The 20,259-nt window shown below is 60.1% G+C and carries 23 protein-coding genes and 1 tRNA gene; 7 read left to right on the top strand and 17 right to left on the bottom strand.

The genetic code is table 11. The features are described 5' to 3' along the window. Positions 1-76: 76 nt before the first annotated feature. Positions 77-262, bottom strand: coding sequence for a DUF3553 domain-containing protein (locus VWY75_RS17140; RefSeq protein ID WP_061049281.1), 186 nt, complete (start codon positions 260-262; stop codon positions 77-79). Between the two features lie 28 nt (positions 263-290). Here VWY75_RS17140 and VWY75_RS17135 point away from each other — a divergent pair, with 28 nt between their 5' ends. Beyond that, complete coding sequence (locus tag VWY75_RS17135; protein WP_340545560.1) at positions 291-887, top strand: histidine phosphotransferase family protein; 597 nt, start codon at positions 291-293, stop codon at positions 885-887. A 78-nt stretch (positions 888-965) separates the two neighbouring features. Here the strand turns inward: VWY75_RS17135 and VWY75_RS17130 are convergent, their stop codons facing one another. The 7 genes from VWY75_RS17130 to VWY75_RS17100 form a co-directional block, all read right to left on the bottom strand. Continuing rightward, positions 966-2,231, bottom strand: a complete 1,266-nt coding sequence (locus VWY75_RS17130; protein WP_340545559.1) for a glutamate-5-semialdehyde dehydrogenase — start codon at positions 2,229-2,231, stop codon at positions 966-968. Between the two features lie 74 nt (positions 2,232-2,305). After that, the gene (gene proB / locus VWY75_RS17125) at positions 2,306-3,412 is read right to left on the bottom strand and encodes a glutamate 5-kinase (RefSeq protein WP_340545558.1); all 1,107 of its coding nucleotides are present in this window, start codon (positions 3,410-3,412) and stop codon (positions 2,306-2,308) included. Then, on the bottom strand, positions 3,400-4,434 hold the full coding sequence (gene obgE / locus VWY75_RS17120) for a GTPase ObgE (protein ID WP_340545557.1): 1,035 nt from the start codon (positions 4,432-4,434) through the stop codon (positions 3,400-3,402). The genes proB and obgE overlap by 13 nt, the downstream gene beginning before the upstream one ends. A gap of 109 nt (positions 4,435-4,543) precedes the next feature. Further along, a complete protein-coding gene (locus VWY75_RS17115; protein ID WP_340545556.1) occupies positions 4,544-5,083 on the bottom strand; it encodes a GNAT family N-acetyltransferase in 540 nt (179 codons plus the stop codon). A 191-nt stretch (positions 5,084-5,274) separates the two neighbouring features. Next, positions 5,275-5,544, bottom strand: a complete 270-nt coding sequence (rpmA, locus tag VWY75_RS17110) for a 50S ribosomal protein L27 (protein WP_340545555.1) — start codon at positions 5,542-5,544, stop codon at positions 5,275-5,277. An 11-nt stretch (positions 5,545-5,555) separates the two neighbouring features. Further along, positions 5,556-6,146 carry a 50S ribosomal protein L21 gene (locus VWY75_RS17105; protein WP_340545554.1) on the bottom strand — a complete coding sequence of 197 codons (591 nt, stop codon included), beginning with the start codon at positions 6,144-6,146 and terminating at the stop codon, positions 5,556-5,558. 264 nt (positions 6,147-6,410) lie between these two features. Beyond that, positions 6,411-7,262, bottom strand: coding sequence for a DUF2059 domain-containing protein (locus VWY75_RS17100; RefSeq protein WP_416538745.1), 852 nt, complete (start codon positions 7,260-7,262; stop codon positions 6,411-6,413). 119 nt (positions 7,263-7,381) lie between these two features. Between VWY75_RS17100 and VWY75_RS17095 the strand changes: the two genes are divergently transcribed. Continuing rightward, positions 7,382-7,471: transfer RNA gene (locus VWY75_RS17095), tRNA-Ser, on the top strand. 236 nt (positions 7,472-7,707) lie between these two features. Here VWY75_RS17095 and VWY75_RS17090 read toward each other — a convergent pair. From VWY75_RS17090 to VWY75_RS17050, 9 genes are all read right to left on the bottom strand, one after another. Continuing rightward, the gene (locus VWY75_RS17090) at positions 7,708-8,928 is read right to left on the bottom strand and encodes a cysteine desulfurase (protein WP_416538744.1); all 1,221 of its coding nucleotides are present in this window, start codon (positions 8,926-8,928) and stop codon (positions 7,708-7,710) included. Beyond that, on the bottom strand, positions 8,921-9,502 hold the full coding sequence (locus VWY75_RS17085; protein ID WP_340545551.1) for a YIP1 family protein: 582 nt from the start codon (positions 9,500-9,502) through the stop codon (positions 8,921-8,923). The genes VWY75_RS17090 and VWY75_RS17085 overlap by 8 nt, the downstream gene beginning before the upstream one ends. Next, entirely contained in the window at positions 9,499-9,984 is a 486-nt protein-coding gene (locus tag VWY75_RS17080; protein ID WP_340545550.1) for a YIP1 family protein, read from the bottom strand. The genes VWY75_RS17085 and VWY75_RS17080 overlap by 4 nt, the downstream gene beginning before the upstream one ends. Further along, positions 9,984-11,264 (bottom strand): SufB/SufD family protein, encoded by a 1,281-nt coding sequence (locus VWY75_RS17075; RefSeq protein ID WP_416538743.1) that lies wholly within the window; start codon positions 11,262-11,264, stop codon positions 9,984-9,986. The genes VWY75_RS17080 and VWY75_RS17075 overlap by 1 nt, the downstream gene beginning before the upstream one ends. Then, a complete protein-coding gene (gene sufC / locus VWY75_RS17070; RefSeq protein WP_340545548.1) occupies positions 11,265-12,020 on the bottom strand; it encodes a Fe-S cluster assembly ATPase SufC in 756 nt (251 codons plus the stop codon). 67 nt (positions 12,021-12,087) lie between these two features. Then, on the bottom strand, positions 12,088-12,402 hold the full coding sequence (locus VWY75_RS17065) for a YbjQ family protein (protein ID WP_416538742.1): 315 nt from the start codon (positions 12,400-12,402) through the stop codon (positions 12,088-12,090). Positions 12,403-12,440: 38 nt separating this feature from the next. Next, positions 12,441-13,964 carry a Fe-S cluster assembly protein SufB gene (gene sufB, locus VWY75_RS17060; protein WP_340545546.1) on the bottom strand — a complete coding sequence of 508 codons (1,524 nt, stop codon included), beginning with the start codon at positions 13,962-13,964 and terminating at the stop codon, positions 12,441-12,443. A 15-nt stretch (positions 13,965-13,979) separates the two neighbouring features. After that, on the bottom strand, positions 13,980-15,023 hold the full coding sequence (locus VWY75_RS17055; protein WP_416538741.1) for a cysteine desulfurase family protein: 1,044 nt from the start codon (positions 15,021-15,023) through the stop codon (positions 13,980-13,982). A 122-nt stretch (positions 15,024-15,145) separates the two neighbouring features. Next, a complete protein-coding gene (locus tag VWY75_RS17050) occupies positions 15,146-15,604 on the bottom strand; it encodes an Rrf2 family transcriptional regulator (protein WP_340545544.1) in 459 nt (152 codons plus the stop codon). 188 nt (positions 15,605-15,792) lie between these two features. Between VWY75_RS17050 and VWY75_RS17045 the strand changes: the two genes are divergently transcribed. The 5 genes from VWY75_RS17045 (at position 15,793) to typA (ending at position 20,220) form a co-directional block, all read left to right on the top strand. Continuing rightward, positions 15,793-16,446 (top strand): alpha/beta hydrolase, encoded by a 654-nt coding sequence (locus tag VWY75_RS17045; protein ID WP_340545543.1) that lies wholly within the window; start codon positions 15,793-15,795, stop codon positions 16,444-16,446. Beyond that, the gene (locus VWY75_RS17040) at positions 16,446-16,694 is read left to right on the top strand and encodes a hypothetical protein (protein WP_416535948.1); all 249 of its coding nucleotides are present in this window, start codon (positions 16,446-16,448) and stop codon (positions 16,692-16,694) included. The genes VWY75_RS17045 and VWY75_RS17040 overlap by 1 nt, the downstream gene beginning before the upstream one ends. After that, positions 16,687-17,859 carry an HD domain-containing protein gene (locus VWY75_RS17035; RefSeq protein ID WP_416538740.1) on the top strand — a complete coding sequence of 391 codons (1,173 nt, stop codon included), beginning with the start codon at positions 16,687-16,689 and terminating at the stop codon, positions 17,857-17,859. The genes VWY75_RS17040 and VWY75_RS17035 overlap by 8 nt, the downstream gene beginning before the upstream one ends. Before the next feature lie 57 nt (positions 17,860-17,916). Beyond that, positions 17,917-18,252, top strand: a complete 336-nt coding sequence (locus VWY75_RS17030; protein ID WP_340545540.1) for a DMT family transporter — start codon at positions 17,917-17,919, stop codon at positions 18,250-18,252. A 147-nt stretch (positions 18,253-18,399) separates the two neighbouring features. Next, positions 18,400-20,220, top strand: coding sequence for a translational GTPase TypA (gene typA / locus VWY75_RS17025; protein ID WP_340545539.1), 1,821 nt, complete (start codon positions 18,400-18,402; stop codon positions 20,218-20,220). Positions 20,221-20,259 lie beyond the last annotated feature (39 nt).

Genomic DNA, 20,259 nt, shown 5'->3' with positions numbered 1-20,259 from the left:
TGCAGCTAGCCTATAAGGCACGGCATGTGCAAGTTTCGTTCAAATTGGTGAACAGGCGTTAACCGTTCATCAACGCTTATGACGGATCAAAGACTGGAATAAGGGCCACCTGCGCGCTGTTGAACACCACCTTGCCCTGATCGGGAAAGTTAACGGTGATCTTGCCGGCGGCGTTGGACTGGACCTGCCCCGTCCCCCATTCCGGGTGGTTGGGGTGGGTCACGAACATGCCAGGGGCAAGTATAGCGTTGAGGTCGTTCATGCGTGATGGCCCACTTCGGAGGAAAGATATGTCAGTAGATAACGCTAATCTCGCGGCTTTGATAGGGTCGCGTATCTGTCATGACCTGATCAGCCCGATCGGCGCAATCAACAACGGGCTCGAACTGCTTGGAATGTCTGGGGATATGTCCGGCCCCGAGCTGGAGCTGATCTCCGACAGCGTGGCCAATGCCAATGCCCGTATCCGGTTCTTCCGGATTGCCTTTGGCGCAGCCAGCGAACAGCAGATCAGCCGCGCCGAAGTGGTGTCGGTCCTGGAAGACATCGGCAAGGGCGGGCGGCTGAAATATCAATGGGCGCCGCAGGAGGCCTCGAGCAGGACCGAGGTGCGTCTCGCCTTTCTTGCCGCTTTGTGCCTCGAAACCGGCCTACCCTATGGCGGCACGGTCAAGATCCTCTGCGCGGATGGCAAATGGACCGTCATCGGCGAAGGCAGCAAGCTGAATATCGACGATGATCTGTGGGCGCGGGTCAGCGGCGGCACCTCTTCGGCAACAGTGACCCCGGCGCTGGTCCAATTCGCCATGCTGCCCGAAGCGGCGAAGGATCTGGGGCGCACCGTGCGCGTGGAACAGACATTGGAGCGGGTGACGATCCACTTCTAACCCGCATCAGGCGATCGAAATATGAAAGCGCTGCAATCACTTGCAGCGCTTTTTTTATGTCAGATGGGTTGGATGCTGTCAGCTGCGGACCGCACCGTTCCCGCGCACCAGATATTTGAAGCTGGTCAGCTGCGCCGCGCCCACGGGGCCCCGCGCGTGCATCTTGCCGGTTGCAATACCGATCTCGGCCCCCATGCCAAATTCACCACCATCCGCAAACTGGGTTGAGGCATTGTGCATCAGGATCGCGCTGTCCAGCTCAGCAAAGAACTGCGCAACGGCGCCGTCATCCTCGGTGATGATACAATCGGTGTGCTGTGAATGATGCGCGCGGATATGGGCGATGGCCGCGTCCAGATCCTGGACCTGTCTGGCGGCAATGATCGCATCCAGATATTCGCAGCCCCAATCGGCTTCGGTTGCCTCTGTCATGCCATCCGGGCCCGGCAGACCAGCCTCGGCGCGGATTTCCACACCGGCGGCGGCCAGCGCGGTCAGCACGTCGCGCCCAATCGTATCCGCGATATCCCGGTGGATGAGCAAGCATTCCGCAGCGCCACAGATGCCGGTGCGGCGCGTCTTGGCATTCAGCACGATCTCCAGCGCCTTTTGCGGATCTGCAGCCTTGTCGAGGTAAATATGCACGATCCCCTCCAAATGCGCAAAGACCGGCACTCGGGCCTCGCGCTGGACAAGACCGACCAACCCCTTGCCACCACGCGGAACAATCACATCGACCGTATCGGTCATCGTCAGCAGTTCCTGCACCGCTGCACGGTCGCGCGTCGGGACCAGCTGGACCGCATCCTCCGGCAGATCGGCGCTGCGCAGACCCGCAACAAGGCAGGCGTGGATGGCCTGGCTCGAGTGAAAACTTTCCGAGCCACCGCGCAGGATCACCGCATTACCCGACTTCAGGCAGAGCGCGCCGGCATCGGCGGTGACATTCGGGCGGCTTTCGTAGATGACACCGATCACGCCAAGCGGTGTGCGAACACGCTGGATCTGAAGCCCAGAGGGTTGCGACCATTCCGCCAGCACTTCTCCCACCGGATCGGCCTGCGCTGCGACCGCCCGCAGACCGGAGACAATTCCGGCAATCCGGTCTTCATCCAGCGCCAGACGGTCCATCATCGCAGGCGAAAGCCCCTTGGTGCGGCCGAAATCGAGATCCTTGGCATTGGCGGACAATATCTCTGCCCGCTTGTCCCAAACCGCATCAGCAGCGGCATTCAGCGCGGCGGTTTTGCATTCGGCACTGGCAACAGCCAGTTTTGCGGCGGCTTGCTTTGCACGTTTGCCGATGTCAGCCATCAGCGCAGCAATATCTTGCGTCTCATTCATCACTGGAAACCTTTTGTGGACCCACTTTGACACATCTGGTGGTCAGGCGGGGTCAGCCCTAACATAAATCACGGTTACAGCGCCATATCATCGCGGTGGATGACGGCCGCGCGCCCCGCATACCCAAGGATCGCTTCAATCTCGGCCGACTGGCGTCCCTGAATGGCGGCAGCTTCCTCAGCCGTGTACCGGCTGAGCCCCTGCCCCAGTTTTCGCCCGTCTGGGCCAAGGATGGCCAGCGGATCGCCGCGGCCGAAGTCTCCTTCGATATGTCGGATGCCCGCGGGCAGCAGGCTCTTGCCGCGACCTAGCGCCCGTGCGGCGCCTTCGTCGATGGTGATCACGCCACGGGTTTTCATCGCTGCAATCCAGCGTTTACGCGCCACCTGCGGATCACCCTGTGCCGAGAACCACGTGGACGGCGCACCGTCTTCCAGCAATTTCAGAGGGTTGTGTCGCGACCCTTCAGTGATTGCCATGGCGCAGCCAGCCGCTGTCGCCATCTTGGCGGCCAGCAATTTGGTGATCATCCCGCCCTTGGAGAGGCCAGAGACGCCATCCCCGGCCATCGCCTCGATCTCGGCTGTGATGTGATCAATCCGGTCATAACGCTGCGCAGTCGGGTCCAGCACCGGATTGGCGCTGTAAAAACCGTCAACGTCCGACAGCAGGATCAGCGCATCAGCTCCGACGGTCACCGCAACCTGCGCCGCCAGTCGGTCGTTGTCGCCATAGCGGATCTCATCGGTGGCAATGGTGTCGTTTTCATTGACGATGGGCACCACGCCAAGGCCGATCAACGTCTCCAGCGTCGCACGAGAATTCAGGTAGCGACGGCGATCGGTGCTGTCTTCGAGTGTCACCAACACCTGCCCGGTGGTGATCTCATGCGGCGCAAGCGCCTCCTCATAGGCGCGCGCGAGACGGATCTGGCCGACCGCCGCTGCCGCCTGCGATTGCTCCAGCGGCAGCTCCCGCGCGGCAAGATCGAGCACGCGACGCCCCAGTGCGATGGATCCCGAGGATACAAGGATCACGTCCTTGCCCATGGATTTCAGCCAGGCAACATCCTCTGCCAAGGCCCGCAACCAATCCGCCCGCAATGCGCCGCTGTTCCGGTCCACCAGCAGGGCGGACCCGATCTTGACGACAATACGCCGGGCGTCGGTCAGGGTTGCCACGTGCCCTGCTCCCCCTGAGGTTTCTGGCGCAGACGATCTTCGTCGATCTGCGTACGCATGGCACGCAGCACCTCGTTCAGACCCTCCCGGCTGACGCCGGACATCATGAAGACAGGACCGCCGACGGCGGCTTCCAGCTCGGCTTTGGCCTCCGCGCGTTCCTCATCATCAAGGGAGTCGACCTTGTTCAGCGCAGTGATGCGCGGCTTGTCCGCCAGCTCGCCGCCATAGGCCTCCAGCTCATTGATGATGGTCTGGTAGTCTTCCGCCACGGTTTCCGATGTCCCATCCACCAAATGCAGCAGAACGGCACAGCGCTCAACATGGCCAAGGAATCGGTCACCGATCCCGCGCCCCTCATGGGCGCCTGCGATCAGACCGGGGATATCGGCCACAACGAACTCAACCCCGTCGATGCCAACAACGCCGAGATTCGGATGCAGCGTTGTAAACGGGTAGTCCGCGATTTTTGGCCGGGCGTTGGATGTCGCCGAGAGAAAGGTTGATTTTCCGGCGTTGGGCAGGCCCAACAGGCCGACGTCCGCGATCAGTTTCAGCCTCAGCCAGATGGTCCGCTCAATCCCGTCCTGACCGGAGTTGGCCCGGCGCGGCGCCTGATTTGTCGCGCTTTTGAAATGCAGGTTGCCAAAGCCGCCATTGCCGCCCTTGGCCAGGAGAAAACGCTCACCGACCTCCGTCAGATCCGCAAGAACGGTTTCCTGATCCTCATCCATGATCTCCGTGCCAACCGGCACGCGCAGCACGATATCATCGCCATCCTTGCCGGTGCGCTGGCGCCCCATGCCGGATTGGCCGTTCTTGGCAAAAAAGTGCTGCTGATAGCGGAAATCAATCAGCGTATTCAGCCCCTCGGTCACCTCGACCCAGACTGACCCGCCACGGCCGCCGTCGCCGCCGTCGGGGCCGCCATATTCCATAAATTTTTCACGGCGAAAGCTGACGCAGCCGTTCCCGCCCGCGCCGGAGCGAATGTAGACTTTGGCCAGATCGAGGAATTTCATGTCAGCTCCTTGCTGATGACCTGCCGCCACAGGCGGAGGGAAGATGGGTCGTGCCGCCCGCTGTCGGGGGCTGTTGCCCCGACTTAACGCAAAGCGCGCGGCGCGCCAATCACAGTTTTCTGCTGTAGGTCCAGGTTGGCACCGTCGCATCGCGGGCGACCGAGAATGTTTCGGCGTCACCGAGATATTCAAAGCCACAATGGGTCAGGACACGCGCCGAGGCGGGGTTGTCCTGAAAAGCGCTGGCAAACATCGCGCTGCACCCTTGCGGATTGGTCTCGACCAGAGCCCGCAGCGCCTCGGAGGCCAGACCATTGTTCCAGAACACCGGCGCAATCCAATAGCCGACCTCGCTCTGGTCACGGTCAAGCCGCTTGAGGCTGATGATACCTTTCAGTTCTTCGCCACCATCTGCGGTGCCGTCGATGGCCCAGACATCTTCTTCGCGCTCTTCGTCGGTTGCGCGGGCAACAAATGCCTCGATCGCGCCGGGCGGCAGCGGGTGCGGAATGGCGGTGGTCATGCGGGCGACACGTTCGTCGCTCACGTAATGGGCAATCAGCCCCTCGTCGGATTTACGCAGCGGGCGCAGGACAAAACGTCCCGCATCGATCACAGGCTGTTCTGCTCTTTTATGATCCAAACTCATGCCCTCGCTCCTCTCGAAGAATACAAAACCGACCATCTGGCCGGGTAAACCTAGTGGGCCTTAACAAACTGACGCGCTCTGCCATACAGCAAAGCCGTTTAGAACTGGTTAGGGTTTGCGCCCCCGGGAAAATAAAAAGGGACCGGCGGTGTCGCCGATCCCCTGATTGTGTCTCACCTTTCAGGTTCGGCTTATTCAGCGGCCTCCGCCACTGGCAGAACCGAAATAAAGGTGCGGCCCTTGAGGCCCTTGTGGAAGGTCACAGCACCGTCGGTGGTCGCAAAGATTGTGTGATCTTTGCCCAGACCTACGCCTTCACCCGGCCAGAACTTGGTGCCGCGCTGACGAACGATGATGTTGCCAGAGATGGCCGACTGACCACCGTAGAGTTTCACGCCAAGGCGGCGACCGGCTGAGTCGCGGCCGTTACGTGAGGAACCACCAGCTTTCTTATGTGCCATTGTCTATCTCCTTAGCCTTTAGCCAATTCTTTGGCCTGCTCAACCCATTCGGGTTTCACTTTGACCGCGTCGATAGCAGCAATGTCAGCATCCGACAAGGCCGCGATCTGGGCAAAGCTGGTCAGACCGGCTTCTTCCAGTTTCTTGGCAGCAGCCGGACCAACACCGGTCAGCGCAGTCAGGTCGTCGCCCGATGCAGCCGGAGCGGCTTTCTTGGCAGCAGGCGCAGCTTTGGCAGCAGGAGCAGAGCCCTGGCCGCTGGCAGCTTTCACGCCGGACTTGTCAGCGCCGGAGGCCAGGATCTCAGTGATCTTGACCAGGGTCAGCTTCTGACGGTGGCCCTTGGTGCGCTTGGAGGAGTGCTTACGACGGCGCTTCACAAAGTGAATGACCTTCTCGCCTTTGATCTGGTCGATGACTTCGGCCTGAACCGCAGCACCATCCACAAAGGGCGCACCCACAACCGGTGCATCACCACCGAGCATCAGAATGTCGTTGAACTGGATTGTTTCGCCAGCATCAGCAGCCAATTTTTCCACGCGCAGCATATCGCCGGCCTGAACTTTGTACTGCTTGCCGCCGGTTTTGAGGACCGCAAACATATGCGTCTTTCCTTTTCTACCCGCGTCCTACGGTCCCGGATGTATCCTGCGATACGGTCGGTGTTTCGGCCAGTGGGCCACCTCGAACAGCGCGCCCCCTGGGGGCGTATGACAAATAAACCCCGGCACAGGGAATCCGGGCCGGGATGCGGGCTTATGCGGCGAATTGAGCAGCGTGTCAACCCTGCGCTGCCCCCTACGCCAGTGGCCAGTGTCGCGCCGTGTTTTGCAGGGATGTTTCACACTTCGGGCGCGGATTGCCCCTTACAGATCCTGCGCCGGTTCAAGCCCCTTCAGACGATAGGCCAGAAGTTCAAAGCGGTTGGCGGTGATCTCGAAGGTAACCGCATTCAGCAGCTCATAGACCCGCTGCATCAACGGATGCTCCAGCGCGGCGATATATTGCTCCAGTTCTGCGTCGCTGAACCCCTGATAGGTATAGGCATTGGCTGCCAGATTGGCCGCCTGCATCGCCATCCGCGTCGACGCCTGCTGCTCCTTCATCAATGCACGCAGCCCATCTGCATCGAGCTGCAGGTCAATCACCCCAGCCGCGCTGGCAGCCATCAGGAAGCGGAACTGGATCTCCTGCACCGCCTTCACCCCGGTGCCATCGGAATCCAGCGCCAGCCCCATGCGCTGAAACAGATGCGGGCGATCACTGCCGTCCGCGACCAGATCGGAGATAATGCGCATGCCCGCCTGCTGCTTGGTTTCGTCATCCTCCACCATGTGAGAGGCGTTCTCCGCTTTCACCAGACGTGCGCCCAACGGGCTGGCGTAGAACTCCGCCGCATGGGACAGCGCGTCCTCCTCAAGCGTTTCCTCCAGAATGCCAAGGGCGATCTCGCGCATTTCCCTGCGGTCAAAGACATCCTGCGACAGCTCTACCCAGGCTGCGCCAAAATCACCGGCATCAACACCCAGCATACCCGGTGCCATCTCAGCCGAGAGTGCGATACTGTCCAGCGCGACGTCAAAACCAGTTGTTTCAAGGAACGCGACAACCCGGTCACGATCCGCCGCCTGCGCGCCGGAGAATGCAAATAACGATGCAAGAACAAGGCCCAAGAGCGGTTGCATCACAAGTTTTCGGAGGGGTGAAAGCTGTTTCATACCACGAAATCTAAGGGTTTTATCGCGCGAGACAATGAAAATTCCGATTTCCTGCAGAAAGCGCAAAATCCCCCCTTGCGCGCCCAAGCTTTCCACTTTAAACGGCCCTCACCCCCCGCGGAGAGGTGCCGGAGTGGTCGAACGGGGCGGTCTCGAAAACCGTTGTTCCTTCACGGGAACCCAGGGTTCGAATCCCTGTCTCTCCGCCATTATTCCAGACCACATCCACAGACCACGCCTATGGTATAGGCTGACAGATCACCTAATGATCCTGCATAGGGTGCGTCACAGCCTGATGTTGAGGCAACCGGGGCTTTCCGCAACACGGGCGATCGTTTCGGGCACTTTTCCAGCAGCCTTCACATCTTGCATCTGCATAAGCAGTAAAAAAACGTCACCCGGCCGGGTGACGCTTCAGAAGCTGGGCAACATGTTGCGACGGATGCTAGGCAAATAGATCGTGGGCCAGTTCCAGCGCCTCGATCAGCACGTCGACCTCGTCCTTGGTGTTATACATGGCAAAGGACGCACGACAGGTCGCCGCAACGCCAAGGTGATCCATCAGCGGTCCGGCGCAATGTTGTCCCGCGCGTACCGCGACACCCTTCTTGTCGAGAATGGTCGAGATGTCATGTGCATGTGCCGCGCCTTCCAGTGTGAAGCTGAAAATAGCAGCCTTGTCAGCGGCTTGACCTTGGATATTGACCCAGTTCAGACCGCTCAGCCGTTCGCTGGCATAGGCGGTGATCGCCGCCTCATGGGCTGCGATATTCTCCATGCCGATAGCCATCATGTAATCCAACGCAACACCCAGTCCGATCATCTGTACGATGCCGGGCGTGCCGGCCTCGAATTTCATCGGAGCGTCATTGTAGATCACCTGATCGCGGGCAACCTCCTTGATCATGTCGCCGCCACCCATGAAGGGGCGCATTTCAGCCATGCGCTCCGGGCGAATGTAGATGGCACCGGAGGAGGACGGCCCGTAGAGCTTATGACCGGTAATCGCATAGAAATCACAGCCCATATCCTGCACATCCACGGGCAGATGAACCGCCCCCTGCGAGCCATCAACCAGAACCGCAACGCCGCGTTGGCGGGCCTCATGGCATATGGTTTTCACATCAACGATGGTGCCCAACACATTGGAACATTGGGTAACTGCAATGAGCTTTGTCTTTGGACCGATGGCGTCCAGCACGGCCTGCGGATCGAGGCTTCCGTCAGCTGCTGTCTCCACCCATTTCAGAACCACGCCCTGACGTTCACGCAGGAAATGCCAGGGAACGATATTTGCGTGATGCTCCATCACGCTGAGAATGATCTCATCCCCGGCCTGAAGCTGCGGCATGGCCCAGCCGTAGGCGATCGTGTTGATCCCCTCCGTGGTCCCTGAGTTCATGACGATGGTATTTTCGTCGCCCGCATTCAGGAACCGTGCAATGGTGCCCCGAACGCTTTCGTATTTCTCGGTCGCCAGATTAGAGAGATAGTGCAACCCTCTGTGAACGTTTGAGTATTCCTCAGAATAGGCGCGCGTAATTGCGTCAATTACAACCTGGGGCTTCTGTGCAGATGCGCCATTGTCCAGATAGGTCAGCGGTTTGCCATTCACCTGACGAGACAGGATCGGAAAATCGGCGCGGATTTTTTGGACGTCATACATGGTCGGGAAGCCCCAGTAGTGCCGGGGCCTGCGCCCCCAAAAGCAGAGAGAGAAGAATGACGATCAAAACCGCCGACATCAGAACCGAGCCGATGGCCCGCCAGATGGATGTAAACTGATGCGCTTCCTTGATAAACAGCAGAAAGATTGCCAGCATCATGAAATTCGCGAGCAAGGCGATCAAGGATGCCGCCAGCGGCAGCACCAGATGCAGCAGCATCACCGCCACCAAAAGCGCGATCTGCACGGCATTCAGCCAGACATTGACCGCCAGAATATCGCTGAACTCCGCCTTGCCGCCAATCCAGCGACCGGTCCAGGTCAGAAGCGCCGTCACGGCCAGATGCAGCGCAAAAACAGCACCGGCATAGTACAGGGGTTGAATGGCGGCCAGTACCGCGATGTTGCCCGGAAGGATCAGATCGGCGAGCTGAAGGATCATCGTGTTGACAACCGCCGTCAACAGCAAGGCAAGAACAAGCACCCGGCGCGGCCAGTCAACGGACAGAAGAACCCGCGCCGCCGCTGTGGGAGCGCTGAAGGTAAGACCCGCAAGTGACTGATAAGGGATCATTCTTTGCCCCAATACGCCTGAACCATCCCGCTGCCCCAGAACCACAGGAACAGCACAAACCATAGCCCGCCCACCAGATTGAGCTCCAGCCCCGGGCCGATAAACCCCGCGACAAGCCCGTTCAACAGCATCAGCGGACCAGCCGCGAGGAACGCCCAGAACAAGGCCAGACGTGCCTGCGCGCTGTCGCCAGAGCCGCCAAAGATCCGCGCGACGCCATGCGCCAGAAAGGCCACCCCGTAGAGGAGCAGCGGCGCAATGAAGATCAGCGCCAGCAGCGAGCCGCCCAGCAGCATGTTCAGCTCCTGCCCGCTCAGATGCGCCTCACGCGCCCGAGCTGGCATCTGAGCAATGAACGCCAGAGCGCAGCCGGCCATGAGCATGGCCAGCAGCCGATCTTCACGCAACCCCATGGCAAGACGCCGCGCATAAACCCTGCGCGGCCCCCTGTAGGTGGCAACGATGTCCTGACTGACGGACATCAGCGGCGCCGGGCCAGCCAGCCTTCCAGCCGGTCCACAACGCTTGCCGCAACATCGGCGTCTTCGATCTCCTCAACTGCTTCAGCAAGGAAGGCAAGGGTCATGAGATCGGTTGCTTCAGCCTGAGGAATGCCGCGCGACCGCAGGTAGAACAGGCCCTCCTCGTCAATTGCGCCTGAGGTGGAGCCATGTGAACAGGCCACATCATCGGCGTAGATTTCCAGCTCGGGTTTGGCCAGAAACTGGCTGTCGTCATCCAGCAGAAGAGACTGAGAAATCTGATATCCATCAGTCTTTTGCGCGCCCTCTTTGACAAGGATCTTGCCCTGGAAAACACCGGTTGCCCCGTTGCGCAGAACCTTCTTGAAAACCTGGCGGCTCTCGCAGTTCACCGCATCATGGGTGATGAAGACGGTGTCATCGTGGTGGAAATCACCATCACCGACACAGGCGCCTGCGATATGCGCGACAGCATCATCGCCGGTCAGTTCAATCACCGCCTCATTGCGCGTCAGCACGCCGTTTACAGTGAGGGTGAAGGCCTTGAACACGGATTCAGTACCGAGGCGTGCAAACAGATGCGTTGCAGCCCGGCGCTCATGATCACGCCCCTGCGCCCGCACCAGATGCAGAGCCCCGCCGTCGGCAACGTCGATTTCCATACATTTGTTGAACCGCGATGCAGCCGGGCCGTTTTCCAGAATGGTCGCTGATGCACCGCTTTCAACACGGATCACGTGATGCAGGATGGCGTCTGACTCTTCTGCCGCATGACGGTAGATCAGATTGACCGGTTTGGACGGGCTGCCGGTCACACGGATGGCGACACCATCGCTGGCAAATGCGGTGTTCAGCGCCGCCAGAGGGCGGGCAACAGGCGTCTGTCCGCGCGCTTCAAGAACGCCGTACAAGTCCTTGGCCCAATGGATATCTTTGTCACAGATATCGGCGATGCGATCAATGCTGATGCCCTCCAGCGACAGATCGTCAGAGGCATCGGCATCAAAGACACCGTCAACGAACACGATCTTGATACGATCAAATTCGTTGAACATCGGTGCTTCGCCTGCATCAAAAACTGCGGCCTTTGGTGCCACAGCGGCGGTCAGTGTGTCCGGGCGGGTGTATTTCCAGTATTCATCGCGGCGGTTCGGCAGGCCCAGTGTCTGAACCCGCGACAACGCCGCATGGCGCGCCTCCGCCAGACAGCCCCCCTCCGGCATGGTCAGCGCCGCCAACCGTGCCTCGGTTTCGCTTTGTTTTCTTTCAGGAGCGGCCATTTACACACCCTCTGCCAGAATATCGGCATACCCGTTGTTTTCGACTTCCAGCGCCAGCTCGGGACCGCCGGTTTTGACGATGCGGCCGTCTGCCATGATGTGAACGACGTCGGGTTTGATGTGGTCCAGCAGGCGCTGGTAATGGGTGATCACCAAGAAGCCGCGGCCTTCGTCGCGCAGGGCGTTCACACCTTCGGCAACCAGTTTCATCGCATCGACATCCAGACCGGAATCGGTCTCATCGAGGATGCACATTTTTGGCTCAAGCATCGCCATCTGTAGGATTTCGTTACGCTTTTTCTCGCCGCCGGAGAAGCCGACATTGACCGGGCGCTTCAGCATATCGGCGTCGATTTTCAGGGTCTTTGCCTTGGCCCGCACTTCCTTCAGAAAGTCGGAGGCGCTCAGCTCGTCTTCGCCACGCGCCTTGCGCTGCGCGTTTACGGCAGTGCGCAGGAAGGTCATATTGCCGACACCTGGGATCTCGACCGGGTATTGGAACGCCAGGAACACACCTGCGGCGGCGCGCTCTTCCGGCTCCATGTCCAGCAGATCTTCGCCAGCCAGCGTCGCCGCGCCGTCGGTGACCTCATAGCCATCGCGACCGGACAGCACATAAGAGAGGGTCGATTTGCCAGAGCCGTTCGGCCCCATGATGGCATGTACCTTGCCAGCCTCAACGGTCAGGTTGACACCTTTGAGGATCTGTTTGTCCTCTTCTTCAAGTTTGACGTGCAGGTTTTTGATTTCGAGCATTTTTTCCTCGTTTATATCTCTTCGGAGCAGCGCCCCGGTTGTTTCTGTGCCCCGAAGGGCGAATTCCTTAACCGATCACAACGGCTGTTCCACTGGCAGAGACCATCAGCATGGACTGGCCTACCACCTCGTAATCGAGGTCGACGCCGACAACCGCATTTGCACCCTTGGCCCGGGCGCGGTCCTCCAACTCTGCCAGCGCGGTCTCGCGCGCGTCCTGCAGCTTGCTTTCATAGGCACCGGAGCGGCCGCCGACGATGTCTGTGATCGAGGCAAAGACATCGCGCACCACATTGGCGCCCATGATCGCCTCGCCCACCACGATGCCCTTATATTCGGCGATCTGGTAGCCTTCGATGGAGTTGGTGGTTGTGATGATCATTTTATTGTTTCCTCGCGATGATGCCCAAGGGCCTGCCATTACCCGACAGACCCTTCCAGCGAGATCGCAACCAGTTGCTGCGCTTCCATGGCGAACTCCATCGGCAGCGCCTGCAGCACGTCCTTGCAGAAGCCGTTCACCACCAGGGCCACGGCCTCTTCCTCGTCCATGCCGCGCTGGCGGCAGTAGAACAGCTGGTCGTCATCCACCTTTGAGGTGGTCGCCTCATGCTCCACGCGGGAGGAGTTGTTCTTGACCTCGATGTAGGGAACCGTGTGCGCCCCGCATTTGTCACCGATTAGCAAGCTGTCGCACTGGGTGTAGTTGCGCGAGTTCTTCGCCTTCGGGTGCATCGACACCAGCCCGCGATAGGTGTTCTGCGCCTTGCCGGCAGAGATCCCCTTGGACACGATGCGGGATTTCGTGTTTTTGCCCAGATGGATCATCTTGGTGCCGGTATCGGCCTGCTGCATGTTGTTAGCGATGGCGATCGAGTAGAATTCGCCCTGGCTTTCCTCGCCGCGCAGAATGCAGGAAGGGTATTTCCAGGTCACCGCAGAGCCGGTTTCCACCTGAGTCCACATCACCTTGGCGCGGTCGCCGCGGCAGTCGGCACGTTTGGTCACGAAGTTGTAGATGCCACCCTTGCCGTTCTCATCACCGGGATACCAGTTCTGGACGGTGGAATATTTCACCTCGGCGTCTTCTTCGATGATGATCTCCACGACGGCTGCGTGCAGCTGCGCGATATCGCGGGCCGGTGCAGTACAGCCTTCCAAGTAGCTGACATAGCTGCCTTTATCGGCAATGATTAGGGTGCGCTCGAACTGACCGGTGTTTTCCGCGTTGATGCGGAAATAGGTTGACAGTTCCATCGGGCAGCGCACACCCGGCGGCACATAGACAAAGGAGCCGTCAGAGAATACCGCGGAGTTCAGCGTGGCATAGAAGTTATCGGAGACCGGAACCACGGTGCCGAGGTATTTCTTTACCAGCTCAGGGTGTTCGCGGATCGCTTCGGAGATCGAGCAGAAGATGACGCCTGCCTTTTTCAGCTCTGCCTGGAAGGTGGTGCCGACCGAAACGGAGTCGAACACCGCGTCAACTGCGACCTTGCGACCTTCGGCGGGCATGTTTTCAGCCCCCTCGACGCCCGCAAGGATCATCTGTTCTTTCAAAGGGATACCGAGCTTTTCGTAGGTAGCGAGCAGTTTTGGGTCCACCTCATCCAGCGATTTCGGCTTCACCTCCATCGATTTCGGACGGGCATAGTAATACTGGTCCTGGAAATCGATTTCCGGGTAATCCACCATGGCCCAGGTCGGCTCTTCCTTCTGAAGCCAGCGATCATAGGCCTCAAGCCGCCAGTTCAGCATCCACTCCGGCTCCTCGTTCTTTTCCGAGATCAGCCGCACGATATCGGTGGTCAGCCCCTTGGGCGCGTATTCCATCTCGATATCGGTTTCCCAACCGTATTTATAGGCGCCGCCCACCTCGCGGACCGCATCGACCGTTTCCTGGTCAACGCCTTCTTTCACCTGAACATCATCCAATGCTGTCATGGTCATCTCCTGCACTCACGCCACCCGGGCGCGATGTTTCTTTTGTTTGGCGCACCAGCTTTCGGCAAAGCGCAGCACATCCGTTTCTGTTGTGTTCGGCCCAAGCGAGACGCGCACGGCGCTCTGGGCGGTTAACTCGTCATATCCCATGGCGGTGAGCACCGCGCTGGCGCGGACCTTGCCGCTGGAACAGGCGCTGCCGGCACTAATGGCAAATCCGGCCAGATCCATCTGCATGACCTGGGTTTCGCCCTTCCAGCCCGGCGTGGCAAAACAACTGGTATTGGGCAGGCGCGCCGCTGATGTCCCAACAAAAATAGTGTCAGGGCTGCCCGCTGCAAGGGCGGCCTCCATTGTGTCGCGCAGCTCTGCCACACGTTCCCAGACACCATCCGCCAGCGCCCTTGCCGCAGCTTCCGCGGCCGCTCCGAACCCCGCGATCCCTACGACATTTTCCGTGCCGGAGCGACGCCCCATCTCCTGACCGCCGCCGGTGATCTGCGCCGCCAGATCGGTTCCCCGTTTCAGGACCACCGCGCCCACGCCCTTTGGCCCGCCCAGTTTATGCGCCGAGATCAGCGCCATCGTGGCCCCCATCCAATTGAAGGCGACAGGCAGCTTGCCGAAGGCCTGCGTCGCATCGGTCACCGCCAGCCCTTCGGGCAGCTTCTGGATAACGCCGGTTTCAGAATTGGCCAATTGAACGGAGGAGCGCTGCGGATCAATCACCGCAACAGCGCCATCAGGTGAAACCTGCAAATCCTCGACAGACCAGGACCTTACGGCGTCATGCTCAACTGCTGCACCATGCAGATCGCGACCGCTCATTGCCAGCGCGGCCCCTTCTGTCGACCCGGAGGTGAACACGATATCAGCACCATCCGCCCCAAAAGCCGAGGCGATCTGCGCCCGCGCGCGTTCAATCAGCGCCTTGGCGGCACGGCCTTCGGCGTGAACGGAAGAAGGATTTCCGCAAACCTCCATCGCGGCAACCATCGCGGCCTTTGCAGCATCGCAAAGCGGCGTGGTGGCGTTATGGTCAAGATAGACACGCGACATCGGCGGTGCGGATCCTTCTGTCTTGTCCCTCGCACCCATCAGGATGCTGTAACGAGGGCGTTCTTAAATCTACGAAACAGCGCAGGCCGCGCCGGGGTTAGAGGGGCGGATATCTCGGGCCGTCAGTCGTCGACCACCGCAAACAGGCTGGGCACCGCCGGACATGGCGCCAGATCGTTCTTGATAACGTCAGACAGGCGGGTCTGATGCAGGAACACATAGACATGGGCGCTCAGCCCTTCCCAGAGGCGGTTGGTCAGCGATTGCGCGCGACTCCCGGACAAGGCACCGGATGCGCCTGCGCCCTTGTGCATCGCATCAACCGTTTCATCAACTGCGCTCAGCACATCGACGATGCGAATGTCAGAGGGCGGATGCGCAAGACGGTAACCCCCACCCGGACCGCGCACAGAGACTACAAGCCCGCTCCGACGCAGTTTCACAAACAGCTGCTCCAGATAGGGCAGCGAAATATCCTGACGTTTGGAGATATCGCCCAACACCACCAGACTGCCCTCCGGCTGCAAGGCGATATCTGCCAGCGCCACCATTGCATAGCGTCCCTTGGTCGAAAGTTTCATATTTTCAAATCCTCCGACCCTGGCGGCACAGCGAAAAGATTGACCTTGAACGCTGCAATGCGTATCTCAGCGAGACGGCAGCGAAACTTGACCTCTGCCATCAATTAGAACCGTTCTAAGGTGCCTTACGGAATTCGTCAAGTATTCCAGTCGGCATCCCCGAAAATAAGAGTAGGATCCACCCACCCATGCCTGAGGTCATTTTTCCCGGACCCGAAGGCCGCCTGGAAGGCCGCTATCACCCGCAAAAAGAAAAAGACGCCCCGATTGCCATCGTTCTGCATCCGCATCCGCAGTTCGGCGGCACGATGAACAACAAGGTCGTCTACAATCTGCATTATGCGTTCTACAACATGGGCTTTACGGTTCTGCGGTTCAATTTCCGCGGCGTTGGCCGGTCGCAGGGCGAATATGATCAGGGTGTTGGCGAATTGTCCGACGCGGCATCGGCGCTGGATTACCTCCAGTCGATGAACAACAACTCCAAACATTGCTGGGTCGCCGGTTTTTCCTTTGGGGCCTGGATCGGTATGCAGCTGTTGATGCGCCGCCCGGAAATCACCGGCTTCATCTCGGTGGCACCGCCAGCGAATATGTATGACTTCTCGTTTCTGGCGCCCTGCCCCTCCTCGGGTCTGATCATCAATGGCACCGCAGACCGCGTGGCGCCGCCCGCCGATACGGTAAACCTGGTGAACAAGCTGCACGAGCAGAAGGGGATCACCATAACCCATACCGAAGTTGAAGGCGCCGATCACTTCTTCCAGGACCCTTATATGGATCCGATGATCAGCAATGTCTCCGACTATGTGAAACGGCGGCTGACAGAAAGCTCCCGCTGATGAGCACGATCGAGACGCTGGCCCAGAAACTGGCCGCCGACACGCTGAAGGTTCAGGACGCCACTGGCGAAGAGCGCCTTTACATGGAGGTGAGCGAGGTTCTGGGGGCAGCGTCTCAGTCGCTTGAGGAAGCCTTCCTCACTGAAATGCGGGTCCGCCTTGCCGAGCGCAAAGCGCGTGCCTTTCTCAACAGCAAGATCAGCGCCGCCAAGGCCAAGATCGCATCCAGGGCCCCAGAGAATGACTGACCAATCGACGCGGCTTGCCAGCCAGTTCCGTTTCTTGCTGGAGGCGGACAAGCTGCGCCGCGTGGAGCGTCAGAACCTGATCCTGGATGGCTCACGCTGCGAAAACTCCGCCGAACACAGCTGGCACCTGGCGGTTTATGCGCTGGTGCTGGCCCCGTTTGCGCCTGCTGATGTCTCGGTTGAACGGGTCGTACAGATGCTTTTACTGCATGATCTCGTCGAGATCGACGCAGGCGATCACCCGATTGATGGGGATGTCGACTGGGAGGCGGTTGCCAGCGCCGAAGCGGTGGCCGCAACCCGGCTGTTCTCGCTCCTGCCAGCCGATCAATCAGCTTTTCTGCATGGGCTCTGGCGCGAGTTCGAGGCCAGCCAGACACCTGACGCCCAATGGGCAAAGCGGATTGACCACTGCCAGCCGATTTTCCAGACGCTCTACAACGAAGACGTGCCTGCGGCACACATCGAGGTGGTGCGCGGCAATCTCTTTGGCGGACGCGCTGCGGCCCTGCAGGACGCCTTTCCCGAGGTATTTCACCACGCCGTCGCCCACCTGGAAGGCTTGCAGCCACAGGATGCGCTCACCGCACCTCTCAGCTTCCTAAATGAGGTCGACGGACTGAAGACGGTCCTGCGCGCAACGACGCTTGCCGATGGCAGCCGCCGCGAAAACTCGGCCGAGCACAGCTGGCATATCATGCTCTATGCCTGGGTGCTGGCCCAGCACAGCCACGCGCCCGTCGACATGGCCAGGGTGCTGCAGATGCTGATGCTGCATGACATCGTGGAGATCGACGCGGGCGATGTGCCGATCCACGCAACCCTGTCGGAGGCCGATCAGGCCGCGATTGCCGCCAATGAACAAGCCGCCGCAGAACGGATTTTCGGCCTGTTGCCCGCCGCGCAGGGCGAGGTCTTTCACCGTATCTGGACGGAATTCGAAGCCGCCGAAAGCCCCGAAGCGATCTATGCCAAGGCGATTGACCGGGTACAGCCTGTGCTGCTGAACCTGATGTCAGGCGGCGGCAGCTGGCGCGCGTATAATGTCACGCTGGAGCAGCTGGAGGCCCGTGTCGGCCACAAGGTCGCCCGTGGGGCACCGGCGGTCTGGGACCATGTGCGCGCCGCTGTCGCTCCCTGGTTTGCCGAAAATACCAGCGCCTGACCCCGGCGCTGCGCGGGCTGGTTCCGCGCGCAGCCCATCCTCAGCGGAGGCCTGATCATGCCACTCCATTATCTCTATCTTGTGCTGGCGGTTGCGGCAGAGACCATTGGCACCACTGCGCTACAGGCCAGTCAGCAGTTCACCCGGCTTGGCCCGTCACTGCTGGTGGTGGTCGGCTACGGGCTGGCCTTCTATCTGATGGCCCTGACGCTGCGCCACATGCCGGTCGGGATTGTCTACGCGATCTGGTCCGGCCTCGGGATTTTCCTCATCGCCATCATTGGCTGGGTCGTCTTTGGCCAACGGCTTGATTTGCCAGCGGTTCTGGGGCTGTTGTTGATCCTTGCCGGGATTCTGGTGATCCATCTGTTCTCCAGCACAACCGGCCACTGACGGCGCAACCGGCGCGTCACCGAATGGCCGCACACCGCCGGACGACCCACCGGATCGCCCCTGCGCGCGCAAAAAGATGTATTTCCTCTGGTCTTTGGCCAACGATCACGCTATGCGCGCGTCAACTTCCTTACAAAGGCTGACGTCATGGACCTGCGCAACATTGCGATCATTGCTCACGTGGACCACGGGAAAACCACCCTGGTTGATGAGCTTCTGAAACAATCCGGCGCCTTCCGCGAAAACCAGGCTGTGGCGGAACGCGCCATGGACAGCAACGATCTGGAACGCGAGCGGGGCATCACAATTCTGGCCAAGGCCACTTCGGTGGAGTGGAACGGCACCCGGATCAACATCGTCGACACTCCCGGCCACGCCGATTTCGGCGGCGAGGTCGAGCGGATCCTGTCGATGGTCGACGGGGTGGTGCTGCTGGTTGACGCCGCCGAAGGCCCGATGCCGCAGACCAAATTCGTGACCTCCAAGGCGCTGGCCCTTGGTCTGCGCCCGATCGTGGTTGTGAACAAGGTCGACAAGCCCGACGGCGAGCCTGACCGCGCGCTGGATCAGTGTTTCGACCTCTTTGCCAACCTTGGTGCAGATGATGATCAGCTGGATTTCCCGTCCATGTATGCCTCCGGTCGCGCCGGTTGGGCCGACATGGAGCTGGACGGCCCGCGCAAGGATCTTTCTGCGCTGTTTGACCTGATCGTCAAACACGTCCCTGCCCCAAAGCAGATCGAGCAAAAAGGCGAGCCGTTCCGTATGCTGGCAACCACGCTAGGCGCGGATCCTTTCATGGGCCGTATTCTGACCGGTCGCGTTGAATCCGGCACCCTGAAGGCTGGCGACAGCCTCAAGGCGCTGAGCCGTGACGGTGAGCTGATCGAGAACTTCCGCTGCACAAAAGTGCTGGCGTTCCGTGGCCTCGGTCAGCAGGCCATCGACGTGGCGGAGGCCGGCGATATCGTCTCCATCGCGGGGATGACCAAGGCCACCGTCGCCGACTCGCTGGTGGATACCTCGGTGACCGAAGCGCTGCCCGCCCAGCCGATTGATCCGCCGACCATCACCGTGACCTTTGGCATCAACGACAGCCCGCTGGCCGGTCGCGATGGCAAAAAGGTTCAGTCCCGTGTGATCCGTGATCGCCTGATGAAGGAAGCAGAATCCAACGTCGCGATCCAGATCTCAGACACCCCCGGTGGTGAAGCGTTTGAGGTGGCCGGTCGCGGCGAACTTCAGATGGGTGTTCTGATCGAAAACATGCGCCGCGAAGGCTTCGAGCTGTCGATCTCGCGCCCTCAGGTCCTGTTCAAGGAAGAAGACGGCGTTCGCATGGAGCCCGTCGAAGAGGCCACAATCGACGTTGACGATGAATACTCCGGCGTTGTGATCGAGAAACTCACCGGCCACCGCAAAGGTGAACTGGTCGAGATGAAGCCCGCAGGCGCTGGCAAGACCCGCATCATCGCGCATGTCCCCTCCCGCGGCCTGATCGGCTATCACGGCGAGTTTCTGACCGACACCCGCGGCACCGGCGTTCTGAACCGTGTGTTCCACGGCTGGACCCCGCACAAAGGGTCCATTCCCGGCCGTCGCGCTGGTGTTCTGATCTCCATGGAGAATGGCACCTCGGTGGCCTACGCCCTGTGGAACCTCGAAGAGCGCGGCAAGATGATGATCGGCGCACAGGAAGACGTCTATACCGGCATGATCATCGGCGAGCACAGCCGCGACAATGATCTGGAAGTGAACCCGCTGAAGGGCAAGAAGCTGACCAACGTCCGCGCCTCCGGCACCGATGATGCCGTACGTCTGACCACGCCGATGAAGCTCTCGCTGGAAGAGGCGATTGCCTATATCGACGATGACGAGCTGGTAGAGGTAACCCCGAACTCCGTGCGTCTGCGCAAGCGCTACCTGGATCCGCATGAGCGCAAGCGGATGGCCCGCGCCAACGCCTGATCCTGACCGCTCAGCTGGAAAAAACAAAGGCCGCCCGGC

The sequence above is a fragment of the Phaeobacter sp. JH20_08 genome, assembly GCF_048056635.1.
GTDB lineage: Bacteria > Pseudomonadota > Alphaproteobacteria > Rhodobacterales > Rhodobacteraceae > Phaeobacter > Phaeobacter bryozoorum.
Note: the sequence above shows the minus strand (reverse complement) of the source record. Positions and strands in the feature narration are given on the sequence as shown.